At 69.7% G+C, this 20,539-nt stretch carries 8 protein-coding genes and 1 tRNA gene; all 9 read left to right on the forward strand.

Translation table 11 applies throughout. The features are described from left to right. The first annotated feature begins 22 nt into the window (after nt 1-22). The 9 genes from topA to ADL01_RS47980 all read left to right on the forward strand — a co-directional run bounded on the left by topA (nt 23) and on the right by ADL01_RS47980 (nt 20,530). Entirely contained in the window at nt 23-2,869 is a 2,847-nt protein-coding gene (gene topA, locus ADL01_RS38980) for a type I DNA topoisomerase (protein WP_053746824.1), read from the forward strand. 202 nt (nt 2,870-3,071) lie between these two features. Beyond that, the gene (gene tmk, locus ADL01_RS38985; RefSeq protein ID WP_053746825.1) at nt 3,072-6,293 is read left to right on the forward strand and encodes a dTMP kinase; all 3,222 of its coding nucleotides are present in this window, start codon (nt 3,072-3,074) and stop codon (nt 6,291-6,293) included. A 121-nt stretch (nt 6,294-6,414) separates the two neighbouring features. Further along, nucleotides 6,415-7,620: a DNA polymerase III subunit delta' gene (locus ADL01_RS38990; protein ID WP_053746826.1), complete on the forward strand. Its 1,206-nt coding sequence runs from the start codon at nt 6,415-6,417 to the stop codon at nt 7,618-7,620. A gap of 120 nt (nt 7,621-7,740) precedes the next feature. Then, entirely contained in the window at nt 7,741-9,276 is a 1,536-nt protein-coding gene (locus ADL01_RS38995) for an alpha/beta hydrolase (RefSeq protein ID WP_053746827.1), read from the forward strand. 129 nt (nt 9,277-9,405) lie between these two features. Next, nucleotides 9,406-9,479, forward strand: a tRNA-Thr gene (locus tag ADL01_RS39000). Between the two features lie 722 nt (nt 9,480-10,201). Then, nucleotides 10,202-13,072: a LamG-like jellyroll fold domain-containing protein gene (locus tag ADL01_RS39005; protein WP_053746828.1), complete on the forward strand. Its 2,871-nt coding sequence runs from the start codon at nt 10,202-10,204 to the stop codon at nt 13,070-13,072. A 98-nt stretch (nt 13,073-13,170) separates the two neighbouring features. Further along, nucleotides 13,171-19,530, forward strand: a complete 6,360-nt coding sequence (locus ADL01_RS39010) for an RHS repeat-associated core domain-containing protein (protein WP_053746829.1) — start codon at nt 13,171-13,173, stop codon at nt 19,528-19,530. Nucleotides 19,531-19,544: 14 nt separating this feature from the next. Beyond that, nucleotides 19,545-19,826, forward strand: a complete 282-nt coding sequence (locus ADL01_RS39015) for a S1 RNA-binding domain-containing protein (RefSeq protein ID WP_159049749.1) — start codon at nt 19,545-19,547, stop codon at nt 19,824-19,826. Nucleotides 19,827-20,377: 551 nt separating this feature from the next. Continuing rightward, the gene (locus ADL01_RS47980) at nt 20,378-20,530 is read left to right on the forward strand and encodes a hypothetical protein (RefSeq protein WP_420719788.1); all 153 of its coding nucleotides are present in this window, start codon (nt 20,378-20,380) and stop codon (nt 20,528-20,530) included. The last annotated feature ends 9 nt before the right edge of the window (nt 20,531-20,539 follow it).

Raw genomic sequence — 20,539 nt, forward strand, 5'->3', positions numbered from 1 at the left:
TCGACCGGAGAGAAGAGCGAAGTTGTCCCCGACCAGCGAGACCGCACCAGGCGGCCGCCGACTCGTCATTGTCGAGTCGCCTGCCAAGGCGAAGACGATCAAGGGCTATCTCGGCCCCGGATACGTCGTCGAGGCGAGCGTCGGGCACATCCGCGACCTCCCCAACGGCGCCGCCGAGGTGCCCGAGCAGTACACCGGTGAGGTGCGCCGCCTCGGGGTGGACGTCGAACACGACTTCCAGCCGATCTATGTGGTCAACGCGGACAAGAAGGCGCAGGTCAAGAAGCTCAAGGACCTGCTGAAGGACTCCGACGAACTCTTCCTCGCCACCGATGAGGACCGCGAGGGCGAGGCCATCGCGTGGCACCTCCAGGAAGTTCTGAAGCCCAAGGTCCCGGTCAAGCGGATGGTCTTCCACGAGATCACCAAGGCCGCGATCCAGGCCGCCGTCGCCAACCCGCGCGAGCTCAACCAGAAGCTGGTCGACGCCCAGGAGACCCGCCGCATCCTCGACCGCCTCTACGGCTACGAGGTCTCGCCGGTCCTGTGGAAGAAGGTCATGCCGCGCCTGTCGGCCGGCCGTGTCCAGTCGGTCGCGACCCGACTCGTGGTCGAGCGGGAACGCGAGCGCATCGCTTTCCGTTCTGCTGAGTACTGGGACCTGACGGGAACCTTCGCGACCGGCCGCGCGGGGGACTCGTCGGACCCGTCGTCGCTGGTCGCCCGCCTCACGGCCGTCGACGGCAGGCGAGTCGCGCAGGGCCGTGACTTCGACTCCCTGGGACAACTGAAGAGCGCGAACACCCTCCACCTGGACGAGACGAACGCCCGCGCCCTGGCCGCCGCCCTGGCGGACACCAGCTTCGCCGTCCGCTCGGTCGAGTCGAAGCCGTACCGCCGCTCGCCGTACGCCCCGTTCCGTACGACGACGCTCCAGCAGGAGGCCAGCCGTAAGCTCGGCTTCGGTGCGAAGGCGACCATGCAGGTGGCGCAGAAGCTGTACGAGAACGGCTTCATCACCTATATGCGTACGGACTCCACGACCCTCTCGGACACGGCGATCACCGCCGCCCGTGCCCAGGTCACCCAGCTGTACGGCGCCGACTACCTGCCCTCGTCTCCGCGGACGTACGCCGGGAAGGTCAAGAACGCGCAGGAGGCGCACGAGGCGATCCGCCCGTCGGGTGATCGTTTCCGCACGCCGGCCGAGACGGGTCTGACCGGCGACCAGTTCCGGCTCTACGAGCTGATCTGGAAGCGCACGGTCGCCTCCCAGATGAAGGACGCGGTCGGCAACTCGGTCACCGTCAAGATCGCGGGCGCCTCCGCCGACGGCCGTGACGCCGAGTTCAGCGCCTCCGGCAAGACGATCACCTTCCACGGCTTCCTGAAGGCGTACGTCGAGGGCGCCGACGACCCGAACGCCGAGCTGGACGACCGCGAGAAGCGTCTGCCCCAGGTGAACGAGGGCGACGCCCTGTCCGCCGAGGAGATCACGGTCGACGGGCACGCCACCAAGCCCCCGGCCCGCTACACCGAGGCCTCGCTGGTCAAGGAGCTCGAAGAGCGCGAGATCGGCCGCCCGTCGACATACGCGTCGATCATCGGGACCATCCTCGACCGCGGTTACGTCTTCAAGAAGGGCACGGCCCTTGTGCCGTCCTTCCTGTCGTTCGCCGTGGTCAACCTCCTTGAGAAGCACTTCGGGCGGCTCGTCGACTACGACTTCACCGCCCGCATGGAGGACGACCTCGACCGTATCGCCCGCGGCGAGGCGCAGTCCGTGCCGTGGCTGAAGCGCTTCTACTTCGGCGAGGGCGCGAACGGCGCTCCCGCCGTCGGCGGCGCGGCCGAGGCGGGCAACGGCGATGGGGACCACCTCGGCGGCCTCAAGGAGCTGGTGACCGACCTGGGCGCGATCGACGCACGCGAGGTGTCGTCGTTCCCGGTGGGCAACGACATCGTGCTGCGCGTGGGGCGCTACGGCCCGTACATCGAGCGCGGCGAGAAGGACTCCGAGAACCACCAGCGCGCCGACGTGCAGGAGGACCTCGCTCCCGACGAGCTGTCCGTCGAACTGGCGGAGGAACTGCTCGCCAAGCCGAGCGGCGACTTCGAGCTGGGCGCCGACCCCGAGTCCGGCAACCAGATCATCGCCAGGGACGGCCGCTACGGCCCGTATGTCACCGAGGTGCTCCCCGAGGGCACCCCGAAGACCGGCAAGAACGCCGTGAAGCCGCGTACGGCCTCGCTGTTCAAGTCGATGTCCCTGGACACGGTGACCCTGGCGGACGCGCTCAAGCTGATGTCCCTGCCCAGGGTCGTCGGCAAGGACGCGGAGGGCGTGGAGATCACCGCGCAGAACGGGCGGTACGGGCCCTACCTCAAGAAGGGCACGGACTCGCGGTCCCTGCAGACCGAGGACCAGCTCTTCACGATCACCCTCGATGAGGCGCTGGAGATCTACTCCCAGCCCAAGCAGCGGGGCCGGGCCGCGGCCAAGCCGCCGCTGAAGGAGCTGGGCACGGACCCGGTCAGCGGAAAGCCGGTGGTCGTCAAGGACGGTCGCTTCGGGCCGTACGTCACCGACGGCGAGAGCAACGCGACCCTGCGCTCCGGCGACAGCGTCGAGGAGATCACCCCGGAGCGCGGCTACGAGCTGCTCGCCGAGAAGCGCGCCAAGGCGCCTGTGAAGAAGACCGCGAAGAAGGCTCCGGCGAAGAAGGCCCCCGCCAAGAAGGCCGCTACGGCGAAGACCGCCGCGGCCAAGAAGACGACGGCCGCCAAGACGGCCACCGCGAAGAAGACGGCCGCGAAAAAGGCTCCGGCCAAGAAGGCGACCGCCGCGAGGGCCACGGGCGAGGAGTGAGTCCGTCGGTCGCGACGACACCGGCGAGTGGTCGCGACCGAGTGTGGTGACTGAGGGCGGTGACCGCGTGCGGTGACCGATCTTCACTCCGCCGTCACGAAAGCTTCGTGAAATGACCGCTCCGGCACCATGAGGTGTCGGGGCGGTCGTGCCTGCGGACCGGCCACTTCGGGCTGTCGGTGGCTGCGGATAGGCTGAAAGCATGACGCCAGCCGAGCAGCCAACGGCCATCCACCAGGCCCCCGACGACGCCTTGGTCGCGGACTCCCGCGAACGCGCCGTCCGTGCCCTGCTGCGCCAGCCCCAGCTGAAGAGGCTGTGGAGCGCGCAGCTGGTGGGCGGTGTCGGCGACGCGCTCGCACTGCTGGTCGTGCTGGTGCTCGTCCTCCAGGCGGCCCTCGCCGAGGGTTCGTTCGGCGGCGGCTACCGGGGCGTGGCGCTCGCCGTGACCGCCGTGTTCGGGGCGCGGGTTCTGGCCACGCTGCTTTTCGGCGCCGTCCTGCTCGGCCCGCTCACGTCGCTCACCGCGCAGGAGGGTCCGCTCGACCGCCGCTGGACCATGGTCGGCGCCGACGGGCTGCGCGCCGTACTCATGATCATCGCGCCCCTGTGGATCGTGTGGACGCCGGCGAACGCCCTCACCGTGCTCCTGGTCACCGCCTTCGTGACGGGCGTGGCCGAGCGTTTCTGGACAGTCTGCGCTCAGAGCGCGGCGCCCGCACTGCTCCCCACGCCTCCCCCGGAGGGGGCGACGGTCCGTCCGCTGCCGGACCACATGGACGCCCTGCGGCGCCTGTCCCTGCGTACGACCTTCGTCGCGCTGCCGCTCGCGGGCGCCGCGCTTCTCGTCGCCGGGCTGGTCAACAACCTGCTGGGTACGGGGATCGAGTGGTTCGCCCGGCATCAGGCGGCCTTCGGGTCGTACGTCGCGGCCGGCCTGTTCGCCGCCTCGCTGTCCGTGCTCACCGCCCTGGAACTGCCCGACGTACGCACCCCGCGCGCGCGGTCACCGCTCGAAGGCCTGCGCCGCCCCAGGTACGGCACGGCCAACGACTCCGGCCGCACGGGCGCGATCCCGCTGCTCGTGCTGGTCTGCGCGGCCGTCTCCGGCGCGGTCGCGGCGACCGGCGCCGTGGCCGTCCTGCACGCCACGGACCTGGGCGGCGGCCCGGTGCTGTTCGGACTGCTGATCCTCGCCCTGACCGGCGGCACGGTCGTCGGCATCCGTACGGCACCGAAAATGCTGGTACCACTGTCGCGGCGCCGGCTGCTCGCGCTGTCCGTCGCCTTCACCGGGATCGCGCTGCTCGCCGCCGGGCTGGTCCCCGACGTGACGTCGGTGCTGCTGATCGTCGCTCTCGCGGGCATCGGCGCGGGCGTCGCCGCCAACACCGGGCACACACTGCTCGACCAGGAGACCGAGGACCAGCGGCGGCCACGGCTGACCGAGCATCTGCACGCGGTCGTACGGGTGTCCGTGGCGCTGGCCGCGCTGATCGCCCCCCTGGTGGCCGCCCTCATCGGGCCGCGCAGCCTGGAGAGCGGGAAGTTCATGTTCGCCCACGGCGGCGCGGCGTTCACGCTGATGCTGGTGGGCGCGCTGCTGCTGCCGGTGGCCGCACTGGTCCTCTCCAAGGCCGACGACCGTTCCGGCGTACCGCTGCGACACGACCTGCGGGACGCGGTGCGCGGCGGCGACGACCCGGTGCAGGCACCGGCCGCGACCGGCTTCTTCATCGCCCTGGAGGGCGGCGACGGCGCCGGCAAGTCCACTCAGGCGACGGCGCTCGCCGAGTGGATAAGGGCCAAGGGCCACGAGGTCGTGGTCACGCGCGAGCCGGGAGCGACCCCGGTCGGCAAGCGGCTGCGGTCGATCCTGCTGGACGTGTCGAGCGCCGGCCTGTCGCACCGCGCGGAGGCGCTGCTGTACGCGGCGGACCGCGCGGAGCACGTCGACACGGTCGTACGGCCGGCCCTGGAGCGGGGCGCGGTCGTCGTCTCCGACCGGTACATCGACTCGTCGGTGGCCTATCAGGGCGCGGGCCGTGACCTCTCCCCGACGGAGATCGCCCGTATCTCGCGCTGGGCGACCGACGGCCTGGTCCCGCATCTGACCGTCCTGCTGGACGTCTCCCCGGAAGCGGCCCGCGAGCGGTTCACCGAGGCGCCGGACCGGCTGGAGTCGGAGCCGGCCGAGTTCCACGACCGCGTGCGGTCCGGTTTCCTCACGCTTGCCGCCGCCGACCCGGGCCGCTATCTGGTCGTGGATGCGGGCCAGGCACCCGAGGCCGTCACGGCGGTCGTCCGCCACCGGCTCGACCTGCTGCTGCCCCTGTCCGAGGCCGAGGTGAAGGCCCAGGAGGAGGCCCGCAAGGCGGCCGAGGAGGAGGCCAGGCGCAAGGCGGAGGAAGAGGCCGCGCGCAAGGCGGAGGAGGAGCGGCTCGAGCGCGAGCGTCAGGAGACGCTGGCCCGGCTGCGCGCCGAGGAGGAGGAGCGCAAGCGCCGCGAGCTGGAGGAGGCGCAGCGCCGCGAGGCCGAACGCCAGGCGGAGGAGGCCCGGCAGCGGGCCGAGGACGCGCGCCGCCGCGCCGAGGAGGAGCGAGTACGGCTGCTCGCCGAGGAGAAGGCCCGCGCCGAGGCCGAGGCCCGCCGCAAGGCCGAGGAGGACCGCCGCCGCAAGCAGGCCGAGGAGGAGGCGCGGCTCCAGGCGGAGGCGGAGGAACGGCGCCTGGAGAAGCAGCGCAAGGCCGAGGAGGCGCTGGTTCGCGCGGAGGCGGAGCGGCGGCGGGTCGCGGAGGCGACCGCGGCGGCTGCCGCGGCTGCCGCGGCTGCCGCAGCGGCTGCGGAGAGTGCGGCTTCGGGCACGGGTGCGGCTGGGGCTGGGGGTTCCGGTGCGGCGGGTGGTGGACGGTTCGGTGGATTCGACGCGGAGGTGACGGCCAAGCTGCAGAAGCCGCCGATGCCTCCGGGGGCTGCCGAGGAGACCGCGGTGCTGCCGCCGGTGCCTCCGGTTCCGCCGGGTGCGGCGGACGAGACGGCTGTGCTGCCGCCTGTCGTGCCGGGTGCCGCCGACGAGACCGCGGTGCTGCCGGCGGTTCCTCCGGGGGCCGCCGATGAGACGGCTGTGCTGCCGCCCGTACGCGGAGACGACAGGGCGGGTCGGCGGGAGGGCGCGCCCGCGGATCGCGTGCCGCCGGGGTTCTTCCGGGACGAGCGGACGGACGACCCGTCCGGAGCGGGCGAGGACCGTACGCGGGAGCTGCCCCAGCTCGACGCCGACGGCACCCCGCGTCGCCGCCCGCGCTCCGACTGGGCGGAGGAGACTCCGCTGGACCACCTGCCGACGCTGGCCGACGAACTCCTCGGTCCGCACGCGGACGACGACCGCGACGAAGGGTCCGGCCGGGGCGGGCGGCGCCGCTGAGGCGGAGGCTCGTCGGTGTTGTCAGTGGGGACCCGCACAATGGACTCCGCGAGGCAAAGCCGTGACGAAACGGTGTGCCGGTCGATATGGCGCGATGGCGTGACGGAAGGGCGGTGCTCCCATGCCGGTGTGGGACGACCTGGTGGGCCAGGAGAAGGTGAGCGGGCAGCTGGAGGCCGCCGCGCGGGATGCCGACGCCCTGGTCACCGCCGTCGCCGCGAGCGAGCCCCTGCCCGAGGCGTCGAAGATGACGCACGCCTGGCTCTTCACCGGCCCGCCCGGTTCCGGCCGGTCCACGGCGGCCCGCGCGTTCGCCGCCGCGCTCCAGTGCGTGAGCCCCGACCGTGCCCTCGGCGGAGTCCCCGGCTGCGGATTCTGCGACGGCTGCCATACGAGCCTGGTGGGCACGCACGCCGACGTGGAGATCGTCCGTACGGACCTTCTCTCCATCGGCGTCAAGGAGACCCGCTCCCTGGTCCGGCGGGCCCAGCTGTCACCGGCCGTCGGGCGCTGGCAGGTCATCGTCCTGGAGGACGCGGACCGCCTGACAGAGGGCGCGGGAAACGTCCTGCTCAAGGCGATCGAGGAGCCCGCGCCGCGCACGGTGTGGATGCTGTGCGCCCCGTCCATCGAGGACGTGCTGCCCACGATCCGCTCCCGCTGCCGTCTCCTCACCCTGCGTACCCCGCCGGTGGAGGCGGTGGCGGACATCCTCATCCGCCGGGACGGCATCCCGCCGGACGTCGCGCGCAACGCGGCCCGGGCGACCCAGGGTCACATCGGCCGGGCTCGCCGGCTGGCCACGGACGCGCGTGCCCGGGAGCGCCGGGCCGCGGTACTCAGGATGCCACTGCGCGTCGAGGACGTCGGCGGCTGCCTCAAGGCGGCCCAGGAGCTGATCGACTCGGCGTCGGAGGACGCCAAACAGCTCGCCGAGGAAGTCGACGTCAAGGAGACGGAGGAGCTGAAGGCGGCGCTCGGGGCGGCCCAGGGCGGCAGGATGCCGCGTGGCACGGCGGGCGTGATGAAGGAGCTGGAGGACCGCCAGAAGCGCCGGAGAACGCGTACGCAGCGCGACACCCTCGATCTGGCCCTGATCGACCTCACCGGCTTCTACCGAGACGTTCTCGCGCTCCAGCTGGGCTCCCGCCTCGCGATCGCCAACGCGGAGGCCGAGGACACCCTGGAGCGCCTTGCCCGCGCCGGCTCACCGGAGTCCACGCTCCGCCGCATCGACGCGATCGCCGCGTGCCGCGAGGCGCTGGACCGCAACGTGGCGCCACTGCTGGCGGTGGAGGCGATGGCGCTGGCGCTGAGAGCGGGCTGACGTAGCTGACGTAGCCGTGGAGGGCCTGTTGACAGCGCGCCGGCTCGGAGCGGGTAACTCGTACGAGTCATATCGTGGACGGAGGGTATCCCTGTGGATCCTCAGGGTTACGCTCGGTGAATGCACATGAGGCGCATTCCTCATCAGACCTGGACACTGTTCGCGGTCGCCGCACTGCTTGTCTCCGCCTGTTCCACAGGGAGTTCGACAAGTGCGGCGAGTTCGTCGGCGGACACCGGGTCGGCCGGACTCGCGCCGTACTACGCGCAGAAGCTGAGCTGGCGGTCGTGCGGTGTCGGCGGATTCGAGTGCGCCACGATGAGGGCGCCCCGCGACTACGCGTCGCCCTCCGACGGCGACGTCAGACTCGCCGTCTCCCGCAAGAAGGCCACGGGCGCGGGCAAGGCGCTGGGCTCACTGCTGGTCAACCCGGGCGGACCGGGCGGTTCGGCCGTCGGGTACGTGCAGTCGTACGCGGGCATCGGCTACCCGGCCGAGGTCCGGGAGCGCTACGACATGGTCGCGGTCGACCCGCGCGGAGTGGCGCGCAGCGAGCCGGTCGAGTGTCTGGACGGCCGCGAGATGGACGCGTACACACAGACGGACACGACTCCCGACAGCGCCCGGGAGACGAGCGAATTGGTCGGCGCGTACAAGAAGTTCGCCGAGGGGTGCGGCAGCAGCTCACCGGAGCTGCTGCGGCACGTGTCCACGGTCGAGGCGGCCCGCGACATGGACATCCTGCGGGCGGTACTGGGCGACCGGCGCCTCACGTACGTCGGGGCGTCGTACGGAACGTTCCTCGGGGCGACGTACGCGGGACTCTTTCCGGACCGGGTGGGCCGGCTGGTCCTGGACGGCGCGATGGACCCCTCGCTGTCCGCGCGCCGGCTGAGCCTCGACCAGACGGCGGGCTTCGAAACGGCGTTCGACGCGTTCGCGAAGGACTGCGTGCGGCAGTCGGACTGCCCGCTGGGTACGGAGGAGAGCGCGGTCGGCCGCAACCTGAAGGCGTTCTTCGACCGCCTCGACACGTCGCCGATCCCGACCGGCGACGCGGACGGCCGCAAGCTGGGCGAGGCCCTGGCCACGACGGGTGTGATCGCGGCGATGTACGACGAGAGCACCTGGCAGCAACTGCGCGAGTCGCTGACCTCGGCGATGCGGGACAAGGACGGGGCGGGCCTGCTGCTCCTCGCCGACAGCTACTACGAGCGCGACGCCCACGGCCGCTACTCGAACCTGATGTACGCCAACGCGGCCGTGAACTGCCTCGATCTCCCGGCGGCGTACGCCACCCCCGACCAGGTGCGCGAGGCGCTGCCGTCCTTCGAGAAGGCGTCCCCCGTCTTCGGCGAGGTCATGGCCTGGTCCTCTCTGAGCTGCGCGTACTGGCCGGTGCGGCCGACGGGCGAGGCGCACCGCATTGAGGCGAAGGGCGCGGCGCCGATCGTGGTCGTCGGCACGACCCGCGACCCGGCAACCCCGTACCGCTGGGCCCGCTCCCTCTCCGACCAGCTCTCCTCGGCCCGCCTCCTGACATACGAGGGCGACGGCCACACGGCGTACGGTCGGGGCAGCGAGTGCATCGACGACACGATCAACGCGTATCTGCTGCGGGGGACGCCTCCGGTGGCGGGGAAACGGTGCTCGTAGCAGGGCGGACGGCGCGGGCGCGGAGGGCGTTGGGGGGCCTGCGGGGAGCTGCCGGGGGGTGTGCGGAGCACCTTCCGAAACTGTGTAGACTTACCGACGTTGCTGATCGCACCATGGTGTGAACAGCGCGCCGCCTTAGCTCAGATGGCCAGAGCAACGCACTCGTAATGCGTAGGTCTCGGGTTCGAATCCCGAAGGCGGCTCCCAGGGAAACCTCAGGTCGGGCCTCTGACCTGGGGTTTCTTGTTTTGGCTGACCTTGGAATTCGGGTTAATCGGGCACGTGTGGTCTGTGCATCGCAATGCGTAGGTCTGAGATTTGCAGTCGGTGGCGGTTCTGCTCTGCAGGGCTTTGAGCTGGTCTTTTGTATCTTGTGGTCACTCTTCTTCGGGCTGTGCGGATTGGCGTGGTGGCCGTGTGGTGGCCGAGCGTGCAAACCGGCTCTCGGCTAACCGTGAAATTGGTGGTTCGCAGGGAGAGTGATGGTTGTGGCATCTCGACAATCGCGCTCCATCTGGGTCCCCGTTCGGGCGGCCGCTGGCCCTGACCTGTTGTGGCGGGGTTGGGTGACTGGCGGCTGTGTGCGGAAGGCGCCGTCAATGCGGACCAGGGCCTCCTCGTCGTCCCTGGTCTCCGAAATGCATCGAGGAACCCCCTAGGTCTTCGCCGGCGAGCCGCTCACCGCCGCCTTCGGGGTCCGTGGTGCCCCCCGGGATGGCGCCGGCGGTGCTGTCTCTGGTCATGGTTCTGCAGTTCTCCGAGAGCCTGACCGACCGGCAGGAAGTGGCCTGTGGGGTGGCTCACTCTTGAAATGCCCTTGATTCGGTCAAGGGCGTCCCATACGTTTCTTTCGCCACTGCAATACGGCATGGCCACATCAAAATTCATAGCGGGCTCTGGGGAGAGCCCGGGGGGAGACAAGGGTATGACCAACCCTTGGTTCCGGCGGCTTCGTGCTGCCCGGACGCTCGGCGTGCTGCTCGGCACCGCCGTCGTCCTGGGCGCGCTGCCCGCCGTCACCAGTCCGGCCGACGCCGTCGGCAGCACACCGCCGGCCTTGGGCGAGGCGGCTGCGTTCGCGCTGGCCGCTGAGACCGGCGAACCGGTGGAAATCATTCAGCAGCGCACCGAGGACGAGCTCGTCTTCGCCAACCCGGACGGCTCGCTGACCAGCGAGACCAGTGTCCAGCCGCAGCGGGTGGAGCGTCCCGACGGCACGTGGGAGAAGGCCGACGCGACCCTCGAACGCCGCCCGGACGGAACGGTCGGCCCGAAGGCCGCCGTCGTCGACCTCACCTTCGCTGCGGCGGGCTCGTCCGACTTCGTCACCCTCGGCGAGGAGGGCAAGTCCTTCACGCTGCGCTGGCCCTCGCCACTGCCCGAGCCCGTTCTCTCCGGGGACACCGCCGAGTACCGCGAGGTGCTGCCCGGCGTGGACCTGCTGGCCAGCGCCTCGGTCACCGGCTACTCGTACGTGCTGGAGGTGAAGACCCCGGAGGCGGCCCGCGACCCGAGGCTGGCCGAACTGCGGTTGCCCGTACGGTCGCAGGGCCTCGATCTCGGCACCGGTCCGACCGGTGGCCTCCAGGCGGTGGACGCCTCCGGCGAGCGGGTCTTCGGCGGGCAGGCACCTAAGATGTGGGACTCCTCCGCCACCGGGGTCCCCGCCGACGCCGTCCCGGCCTCGGGCACCGGCACGCCCGCCCAGGAGGCGCCCGACGCGGGCGCGAAGGTCGCCGACATGGACCTCGACGTCACAACGTCCGAAGTCACCGTCGAGCCCGACCAGGCCCTGCTCACCGCGCCGGACACCGACTTCCCGGTCTACATCGACCCCGAGGCCGGTATGTCCAAGAGTGAGTGGCTGTATGTGTCCAGCTCGCATCCGAGTACGGAGTACCACAAGTTCAAGAAGGACGAGGGCGTCGGCCGCTGTTCGGCCGACACCATCGGTGGGATCTACTACGTGTGCAGCGGCTCGCGGTACACGAACCGGATGTACTTCCAGTTCGCCACGAACGGCTGGAAGAACCGCACCATCTCCAAGGCGGTCTTCGAGGTCTACGAGACCTTTTCGTTCTCCTGCGCCAAGAGCACGGTCAACCTGCACATGGTCGCCGAGGGCGGTGTCGACTCCGCCACCAACTGGAACAACAAGCCCAAGGACGGCGACCTGATGGTCGACCGGTCCGTCGCCTACGGGCGGGGCGACAGCTGTAGCCCTGACGCGCCGCCCAGTTGGGTCGACTTCGCCGACAACGCCGACGAGAGCAACGAGAACCTCACCTCGTCCGTCAGCAAGAAGGCCGCTGGGGAGGACCCGATCGCGTTCTCGCTGCGGGCCGCCGACGAGGACGACCCCAACTCCTGGAAGCGGTTCCGGGGTGACAACGCCAAACTCGTCGTCACCTATAACACCCGCCCTGACAAGCCCACCGGTGAGCGGCTGACCAACCCGGACGAGAAGACCTGCACCACCGACAACACCAAGCGGCCCTGGATCCGGGACGCGACACCAGCGATGTCCGTTACCGGCACGGACGCCGACTCCCACACCGACGGCACCGGCCAGAACCTCACCGCGGCCTTCCAGGTATGGGACCAGGACACGAGCCGTCCCCTTGTCTACGAAGGCAAGGACGGACCGCAGAACGAGGGCAAGTTCGAACGGGAGATCCCCGTCAGGGAACTCAAGCACGGTGGTGCCTACCGCTGGCGTGCGCAGACCTACGACGGCTCCGTCGGCAAACTCAAGGCCTCCGGGTACTCCCCGTGGTCCGATTGGTGCGAGTTCGTCGTTGACGTGGAGCGGCCCGACACCGAGCCGCGGGTCGAGCCGGTCGCGGCCGAGGCCGACCTGCCGGCGGGCACCAAGCGGCACTTCACCATCTCCGCGAACGGCAACTCCGACTCGGTCTTCAGGAACGACGTCGAGTTCTACGAGTGGGACCTCGGCAACGACACCCCCACGCGCAAGGCCGACCCGTCCGCCCTCGGCGGCAACGCCACCATCGAGGTCGCGCCGAGCACCTTCGGCCCGAACGTGCTCTACGTCCGCAGCGTCGACCGCGCCGGCAATCGCGGCCCCCTGGAGAAGTACTTCTTCACCGCCGACCGCGCCTGCGCCGACGCCCTCGCCGACACCTGCGCCGCCGCCGTCTACGGCCTTGACCAGACCTCCGGCAGCACCGTCCCCGACGGATCCGGCCACGACCGGGACCTGGCGGTCAAGGGCGCCGACTGGGTCGCCGGCAACAACGCCGCGAGCGATCCGGCCGACAAGGCCCTGCGCTTCAACGGCACCACCGACCACGCCACCGCCGTGTCACCGGTCCACACCGGGCAGGCGTTCACCGTCTCGGCGTGGGTACGGCCTACGTCGCTGGCCAAGAACATCTCGGTGATCAGCCAGGCGGGTAGCCAGGGCAACGGATTCAACCTCTACTACTCCACCGCCTACAAGCGCTGGATCTTCGGCCGGCACATCAGCGACACGGCGGACTCCGGCCTCGTACGCGCCATGGCGGCGAGCGAGCGTCCCGCGACCGTGAACAAGTGGGTCCACCTCGCGGGTACGTACGACCCGGTGGCCCGGAAGTTCACGCTCTACGTCGACGGCGAGGAGCAGGGCAGCGCCACCGTCACCGACGTCTGGAACGCCACCAAGGGGCTCAACATCGGCCGCGCCCAGTACGGCGCCGACTGGTCCGACCCCTTCGCCGGTGACATCGACGACGTACGCCTCGTTCCCGGCCTGCTGTCGGGCACCGAGATCTTCCGGCTCGCCAACAGCTGAGAACCACCGGCGGCTTCTGACCAGAGCGGCCCTCCCGGGTGCCCGAACTCCTCGGGCACCCGGGCATTTTCCACATCGACACGGGAGGGGGAGCGCGCGTGCGCGCATCACGCAGACGTACTGCACATACCTGGGCGAGAGCTCTCGCCGTAACCATCACATCCACCCTGACCATCACCCTGCTCCAGGGCACCCCGGCCCTCGGCGACGACCCCGACGACGCCCGCGAGAAGCGGCGCCCCAAGACCCAGGACGTCGCCTCGACCCCGGTGGTGGAGCAGGACGGCCAGGCCACTCCGCTCAAGCACACCAAGGGGTACGGCAAAGCGCTGAACCCCAAGGCCGCATGGCCGAAGGAGGGCAGCGCGACCGTCGACCTGGCGGGCTCCAGGAAGCGGGGCGCGCTGTCGAGCACGAAGGCCGGCTCGCTCCCGGTCCGTGTCGGCCCGCCCAAGGGCCTGACCCGCTCAGCGATTGCGGCCGCCGCACCCACTCGCGCCAACGTCGACGTCCTCAGCCACACCGCCGCGCAGAAGGCCGGCATCGACGGCCTTCTCCTCAAGGTCACCCGCGCCGACAACCGGACGTCGGCCACGAATGGCAAGGTCTCCGTGGAGGTCGACTACGCGGCCTTCGCCCAGGCCTACGGCGGCGACTGGGCCCAGCGGCTGCGTCTGGTCGAACTCCCCGCCTGCGCGCTGACCACGCCCACGGCGGCCAAGTGCCAGACCGTCACCCCGCTGAAGACCGACAACGACGTCCGCGAGCAGAAGCTCACCGCCGACGTGGCCGCGCTGTCGGCCGCCAAGGCCCCGCTGCTCGCGGCGGCGGCGGGCCCGGCGGGCGGTTCGGGCTCGTACGCCGCGACCTCGCTGGCACCCTCCGCCTCCTGGCAGGTCGCGGGGCAGACCGGCGGCTTCACCTGGCAGTACCCGCTGCGGGTGCCTCCGGCCATCGCGGGGCCCTCCCCGCAGCTCGGTCTCGGCTACAACTCCGCGTCCACGGACGGCCGTACGGCCTCCAGCAACAACCAGACCTCCTGGATCGGCGAGGGCTTCGACCTCAGTGCCGGCTACATCGAGCGCTCGTACCAGGCCTGCACGGAGGACGGCCACGACGAGGCCGGGTCGCAGAAATACGACCTGTGCTGGCACTCCGACAACGCCACCATGAACTTCGGCGGCCGGGCCGGTGAGCTGGTCAAGAAGGGCAAGGACGAGTGGCGTCTGAAGCAGGACGACGGCACTCGCATCGAGCGTAAGTACGACGGCTTCAACTCGGACAACAACGACGAGTACTGGGTCGTCACCACCACCGACGGCACCCGCTACCACTTCGGCAAGGGCAAGCGTGAGTCGGAGGCCGCCGACGCCGAGAACACGGGCTCCACCTTCGAGGTCCCGGTCTTCGGTGACGACAAGGACGAGCCCTGCCACGCCGACACCTTCAAGGACTCCCGCTGCCAGCAGGCCTGGCGCTGGAACCTCGACTACGTCGTCGACGTGCACGGCAACTCGATGACGTACTACTACGGCACCGAGACCAACAAGTACGACAGCGTGCGCGGCGACAAGGTCGTCTCCTATGACCGCGGCGGCTGGCTCAAGCGGATCGAGTACGGCGAGCAGCAGGGCAAGGAGAACACCACCACCGCGCCCTCTCAGGTCGTCTTCGACGTCGCCGAGCGCTGCACGGGCGCCGCCGCGGACTGTGAGCCGGGCGACCTGAAGGAATCCACCGCCAAGCGCTGGCCGGACGTGCCGTTCGAGCAGATCTGCACCTCCGACACCGAGTGCAAGGACCAGTGGTCCCCGACCTTCTTCTCCCGCAAGCGGCTGTCGAAGGTCACCACGCAGGTTCTGGGCTCCGACGGCAAGACGTACGGGGACGTCGACGAGTGGGAACTGGCGCACAAGTACCAGAGCGCCGACACCACGCACGCCCCGGCCATGTGGCTGGAGTCGGTCACCCACTCCGGCAAGGACGGAGCCAACAAGCTCCCGAAGGTCACCTTCTACGAGCGGCAGGACGCCAACCGCGTCGACACCGGCTCCGATGACCGTCTGCCCATGTACAAGTGGCGCATCCGGGCCATCCAGTCGGAGACGGGCGGCACCATCTCGGTCAACTACAAGCCGACCGAGTGCACGCCCTCGAACCTTCCCACCCCCGAGACCAATACCAAGCGCTGCATGCCGTCCTTCTGGTCGAAGGAGGGCACGGTCGGGGAGAAGGAGGACTGGTTCCACAAGTTCGTCGTCGACACGGTGATCGAGGACGAGGTCACCGTCACCGGCCCCAACAAGGTCACCTCCTACGACTACTCCGGCGCCGCCTGGGCCTTCGACGACAGCGAACTCGTTAAGACCAAGAAGAAGACCTGGAACCAGTGGCGCGGCTACCGCACCGTCACCATGAGGACCGGTGAGGCGGGCAGCAAGCAGCTCCGCACGGAGACCACCTACCTCCAGGGCATGGACGGCGACCGGGAGAAGGAGTCCGGCGGCACCAAGTCCGTCACGGTCACCGCCTCCGACGGCACGAAGATCCGTGACGACGCCCGCCACCAGGGCTTCCTGCTGGAGCAGCGCAGCTTCAACGGCAGCGCGGAGGTCACCGGTTCGGTCAGCACCCCCTGGAAGTCCGAGCCCACGGCGACGGAGGGCAAGGACGAAGCCTCCTTCGCGGCCGTCAAGTCGACTAAAACCCGCACGGCGTTGGACGACGGCAAGGTCCGCCGCGCCTCCATCGAGCACTTCTACGACGCGTACGGCATGCTCGTCCGCTCCTCCGACTCCGGCGACCTGGCAGACCCGGACGACGACACCTGCACGACGAACGAGTACAACCGCAACACGGACGCGAACCTGCTGACCCTGCTGAAGCGGGTCACGGTCGTCCCGGTCAACTGCGACGACGGCGCGCCCACGTCCTTCAAGGGCGAGGCGATCTCCGACGTCCGCACCTGGTACGACAACCGTGACACCTACGGCACCACGCCCACCAAGGGCGACGTGGTGCGCAGCGAGAAGGTCAAGGGGTACGCCGCTGACGGCACCCCGCAGTACGTGACGACGTCGGCGGCCTGGTACGACGTGCACGGCCGTGTCGTGGAGTCCGCCGACCAGGCGAACAACGCGACGAAGACGACGTACACGCCGACCACTGGTGGCCCGGTCACCGGCATGAAGGTCGAGGACCCCCTCGGTAACACCACCACCTCCACCGTCGACCGCCGCTGGGGCCTGGTCACCGCCACGGTCGACGCCAACAAGCAGCGCACCGACCTGGAGTACGACGCCCTCGGCCGCCTGCTGAAGGTCTGGCTCCCGGGCCGCGCCAAGGCGACGGACACGGCGAGTCTCGAATACGGCTACCTGGTCCGCAACAACGCACCCGTCGTCACCACGACGAAGTCGCTGCTCCCGAACGGCTCGGTGGCCACCAGCTACCAGATCAGCGACGGTCTGCTGCGTCCGCGTCAGACGCAGACACCGGCGGCGAACTCGGGACGGGTCGTCACGACCACCGAGTACGACACCCGTGGCCTGGCGGTGAAGGAGATCGGCCCGTTCTACAACACGGCGGCCGTCGGCACGACGTTCGTGAACGTGGCGGACGCCTCCGAGGGCACGCCTCGGGAGACGGAGACGGTCTACGACGCGGCGGGCCGCGCCACGGACTCGATCTTCCGTGTGGCCGCCACCGAGAAGTGGCGCACGAAGACCACGTACCACGGTGACCACACGACGGTCGACCCGCCGGCCGGCGGCACGCCCACCGCGACGTACACCGACGCGCAGGGGCAGAAGACCAAGGTCCTGGAGTTCAAGGCCTCGTCGCCGACGGGCGCGGCGGACACGACGTCCTACGACTATGACGCCGCGGGCCATGTCACCGAGGTCAAGGACGAGTCGGGCAACCTCTGGTCCTACGAGTACGACGTGCGCGGCCGTCAGACCCGGGCCGTCGACCCGGACGCCGGCACGACCTGGATGACGTACAACGACCTCGATCAGCTGAAGACTATCCGCAACCAGCGCGACACCACCCTCACCTTCAGCTACGACAAGCTGGGCCGTCAGCGCTCGCTCTACAGCGGCGACAAGAAGCTGACGACCTGGGAGTACGACAGCGCCACCGTCCCCAACGGCAAGGGGCGTCTGGCGTCGGCCACCAAGTGGGTGGGCGACGACGCCTACACGAGTTCGGTCGCCGCCTATGACGCGGGGGGCCGCGCGGCGAAGACCTCGGTGACGATCCCCGCCTCCGAGGGCAAGCTGGCCGGCACCTACACCTCGACGGCGTCGTACAAGCCGGACGGCTCGATCGACGAGGTGGGTATCCCGGCGGCCGGCGGTCTCCCCGCGGAGACGGTCACCACCGGCTACACGGCGACCGGCCTGCCGTCCTTCACCCTGGGCGGCACCACCGACTACGCCCGTGAGTCCCGCTACTCCAACTACGGCGAACTTCTCCAGCTCACGCTGGGCACCGCCAGCTCCGACAAGTACACCTGGCTCACCAACACCTACGAGGAGGGCACCCGGCGCCTGGAGCGCGCCCGCATCGACCGGGAGATCGTCAAGACCCCCGACTCCGACATCACCTACGGCTACGACGCCACCGGCAACATCCTCAAGGTCGCGGACACGCCCGAGGGCAAGACCGCGGACGTCCAGTGCTTCACGTACGACTACCTGCGCCGCCTGACCGAGGCATGGACCCAGACGGCCACCGCCTGCGCGCCGAGCGCCGGTGAGGCGACCGTCGGCGGCCCGGCACAGTACTGGCACTCCTACGGCTACGACGCGGCGGGCAACCGTACAGGCGAGGTCCGCCACGCCACCGGCACGACCGGCGGTGCGGCGAACACGCAGTCGACGATGTACGTGCCGAAGGCCCAGGACGCCAAGGGCGGTACACACGCCCACGCCCTGAAGTCGGCGGAGGTCCGCACCGCGGCCTCGGGCTCGTCGGCGAAGGAGGTGACGGCGGCCCAGTCCTTCACGTATGACGAGGCGGGGAACACCATCCGCCGTACGAAGGCGGCGACGGACCTCTCCCCGGCGGTCGACCAGAAGCTGGACTGGGACGAGGAAGGCCGCCTGAGCGCTGTCACCCCGTACCTGTCCGGCGACGCCCTGGACGAGGCGAACAAGACCTCGTTCGTGTATGGCCCGGACGGAAGCCGCCTGCTCCGCAAGGAGAAGGGCGCCGTCACGCTGTACCTGGGCAGCCAGGAGATCCGCCTCGACACGGCGAAGAACTCCGTGTCGGGTACGCGCTACTACTCGCACGGCGGCAAGAAGATCGCCGTGCGGACGCCGGCCGGCGTGACCTGGCTGGTCGGCGGCCAGAACGGCACCGCGGAAATCGCCGTCAAGGCGGCGGACTCGGCGATCACACAGCGCCGCACCCTCCCCTTCGGCGAGGTACGGGGAATCAAGCCGACGGCGGGTGCGTGGCCCGGTGACAAGTCGTTCGTGGGCGGCACGGCCGATGCGACCACCGGCCTGATCCAGCTCGGCGCACGCGCGTACGACCCGGCCGCAGGCCGCTTCGTGTCCGTGGACCCGATGCTCAACCTTGCGGACCCGCAGCACCTCAACGGCTACGCATACGGCCGCAACAACCCGTTGGCCTTCCCGGACCCGACAGGTCTCTACTGGGGCGAATCCTGGCTCAGCCCGTTCGGCCACGGCGCTCTCGACGTCGCGGGCCTGGTCCCGGGCTTCGGTGAGCCCGCCGACCTGATCAACGGCCTCTGGTACACCGCAGAGGGCAACTACATCGACGCGGGTCTGTCCTATGCCTCGGCGATCCCGATCGCGGGGTACGGCGCGAGCGCGGCGAAGGGCGCGCGGTACGTCGACAAGGCCGTGGACGCGGTCGACGCCGCGACGGACACCGTCAAAGCGGCCGAGAAGACGAAGGACGCGGTCAAGAACGCCGAGAACGTGACGCCGCCGTCCACCCCCAAGCCCAAGCCTCCGCCGAAGCCGGCTCCGCCGGCCAAGCCCAAGCCGGCTCCGCCGGCCAAGAAGGCCGACGGCCCGAAGAAGAGCGAGAAGGCGGACGCAGACAAGCCCGCGAGGCCGAAGAAGGACGACGATCCGGACAACGTCCACATCTACAAGGCTCCGTCCAAGGGAACGACCAAGAAGCTCCAGAACGAGGGCTTCAAGCCGGAGGACTTCCCGGGCCGGGAGTTCGAGTTCCCGGACGGCCACGCCTACTTCGGCCTGGGGGACGAAGGGCTGAACATCGCCCAGGACTACGCGAGGCGTGGTGGTTACGATGGCACCGTTGTGGAGATCAAGATCCCGAAGGCCGACTTCGAACAGCACTTCAGGGAACACGTCTCTTCGCACAACGGTGTTCCGAATGCTGAAGTCGCGATTCCCAAGGAATTGTTCGGCATACTCAACTCATTCCCAATGAGAGTGATGGAATAGTGACCGGTGGTGAGGTGAGCGAGGCCGAGATGGGCCTCATGGGGACCATCGTCGAGGGCGACGTCATCGCCGTCTTCCGCTGGGGCGTCATCGTGGACCTGGGGCTGTCATACGTGGGCCTGATCGACGTCCTCTACATCGAGGATGACGACAACTACCAGGTGGGAGACCGGGTGTCCTGCTACCTGGACTGCTTCGACAAGCAGAAGCGCAAGTTCATCCTGAGGCCGCCTGGACAGGTGCCTCTCGCGGAACGCCTGCGCAGGCTCAAGGAGCAGCGAGGTCTGTCCTCCTGACCTTCCGGACAACTGCGATCGCCGGGGAGCACGTACGACGAGCTCCCCGGCGATCGCCGTGTCAGTGGTGCCTCGAATCCGATGCGGAGGGTTGAACTCCATTTGGCTGAACAGAAGTTCACGCGGTTCCTGCTGTCGCTGGACCGTTTCCAACAGCGGCTCGCCGAGTTCATGCTCGGCCGCTATCTGGAGTTCGACTTCAGCGGCGACTCCGAGGACGACGAGACGCAGCTCAGCCCGCAGGTCCTGCTCGACGTCGTGGACGGGGTGCCGCAGGTGACCCTCCACCACGGCATTACGTGGATGGACCTGACCCGGGACCAGGAGCCCAACGAGTACCGCCTCGCCGTGACCCTCGCCTTCACCGGGGCGGGGATCGCGGTGGAGGCGTTCGTCCGGCTCGACCTGGAGCGGGACATGGGCGAGTGGCCGGCCGGGGTCCACACCCCGTACCGGCGCCACGCCGAAGGCCTGGACCTCGAAGAGGCCCGGGCCTTCGTCGTCTGCGCTTCCAGGGGCAGTACCTCGACACGGTCACCGGTCTGTACGACATGCGCGCCCGCGACTACGACAGCGGCACCGGCCGCTTCACCGCCGTGGACCCGCTGCCGTCCACGGCGAGCACACATCTCGCAGTCGGAGATCGCGCATCTGCACACCACCGGCCGCACGGGACTTCGAGGTCCGAGGCACATCCAAGATGAGGAAGAAGC

Source organism: Streptomyces sp. NRRL WC-3618, from assembly GCF_001280005.1.
GTDB lineage: Bacteria > Actinomycetota > Actinomycetes > Streptomycetales > Streptomycetaceae > Streptomyces.

Coding starts and splice junctions, on each gene's coding strand:
- tmk (WP_053746825.1), top strand. CDS start 3,072: ATGACGCCAGCCGAGCAGCCAACGGCCATCCACCAGGCCCCCGACGAC.
- ADL01_RS38990 (WP_053746826.1), top strand. CDS start 6,415: ATGCCGGTGTGGGACGACCTGGTGGGCCAGGAGAAGGTGAGCGGGCAG.
- ADL01_RS38995 (WP_053746827.1), top strand. CDS start 7,741: ATGCACATGAGGCGCATTCCTCATCAGACCTGGACACTGTTCGCGGTC.
- ADL01_RS39005 (WP_053746828.1), top strand. CDS start 10,202: ATGACCAACCCTTGGTTCCGGCGGCTTCGTGCTGCCCGGACGCTCGGC.
- ADL01_RS47980 (WP_420719788.1), top strand. CDS start 20,378: ATGCGCGCCCGCGACTACGACAGCGGCACCGGCCGCTTCACCGCCGTG.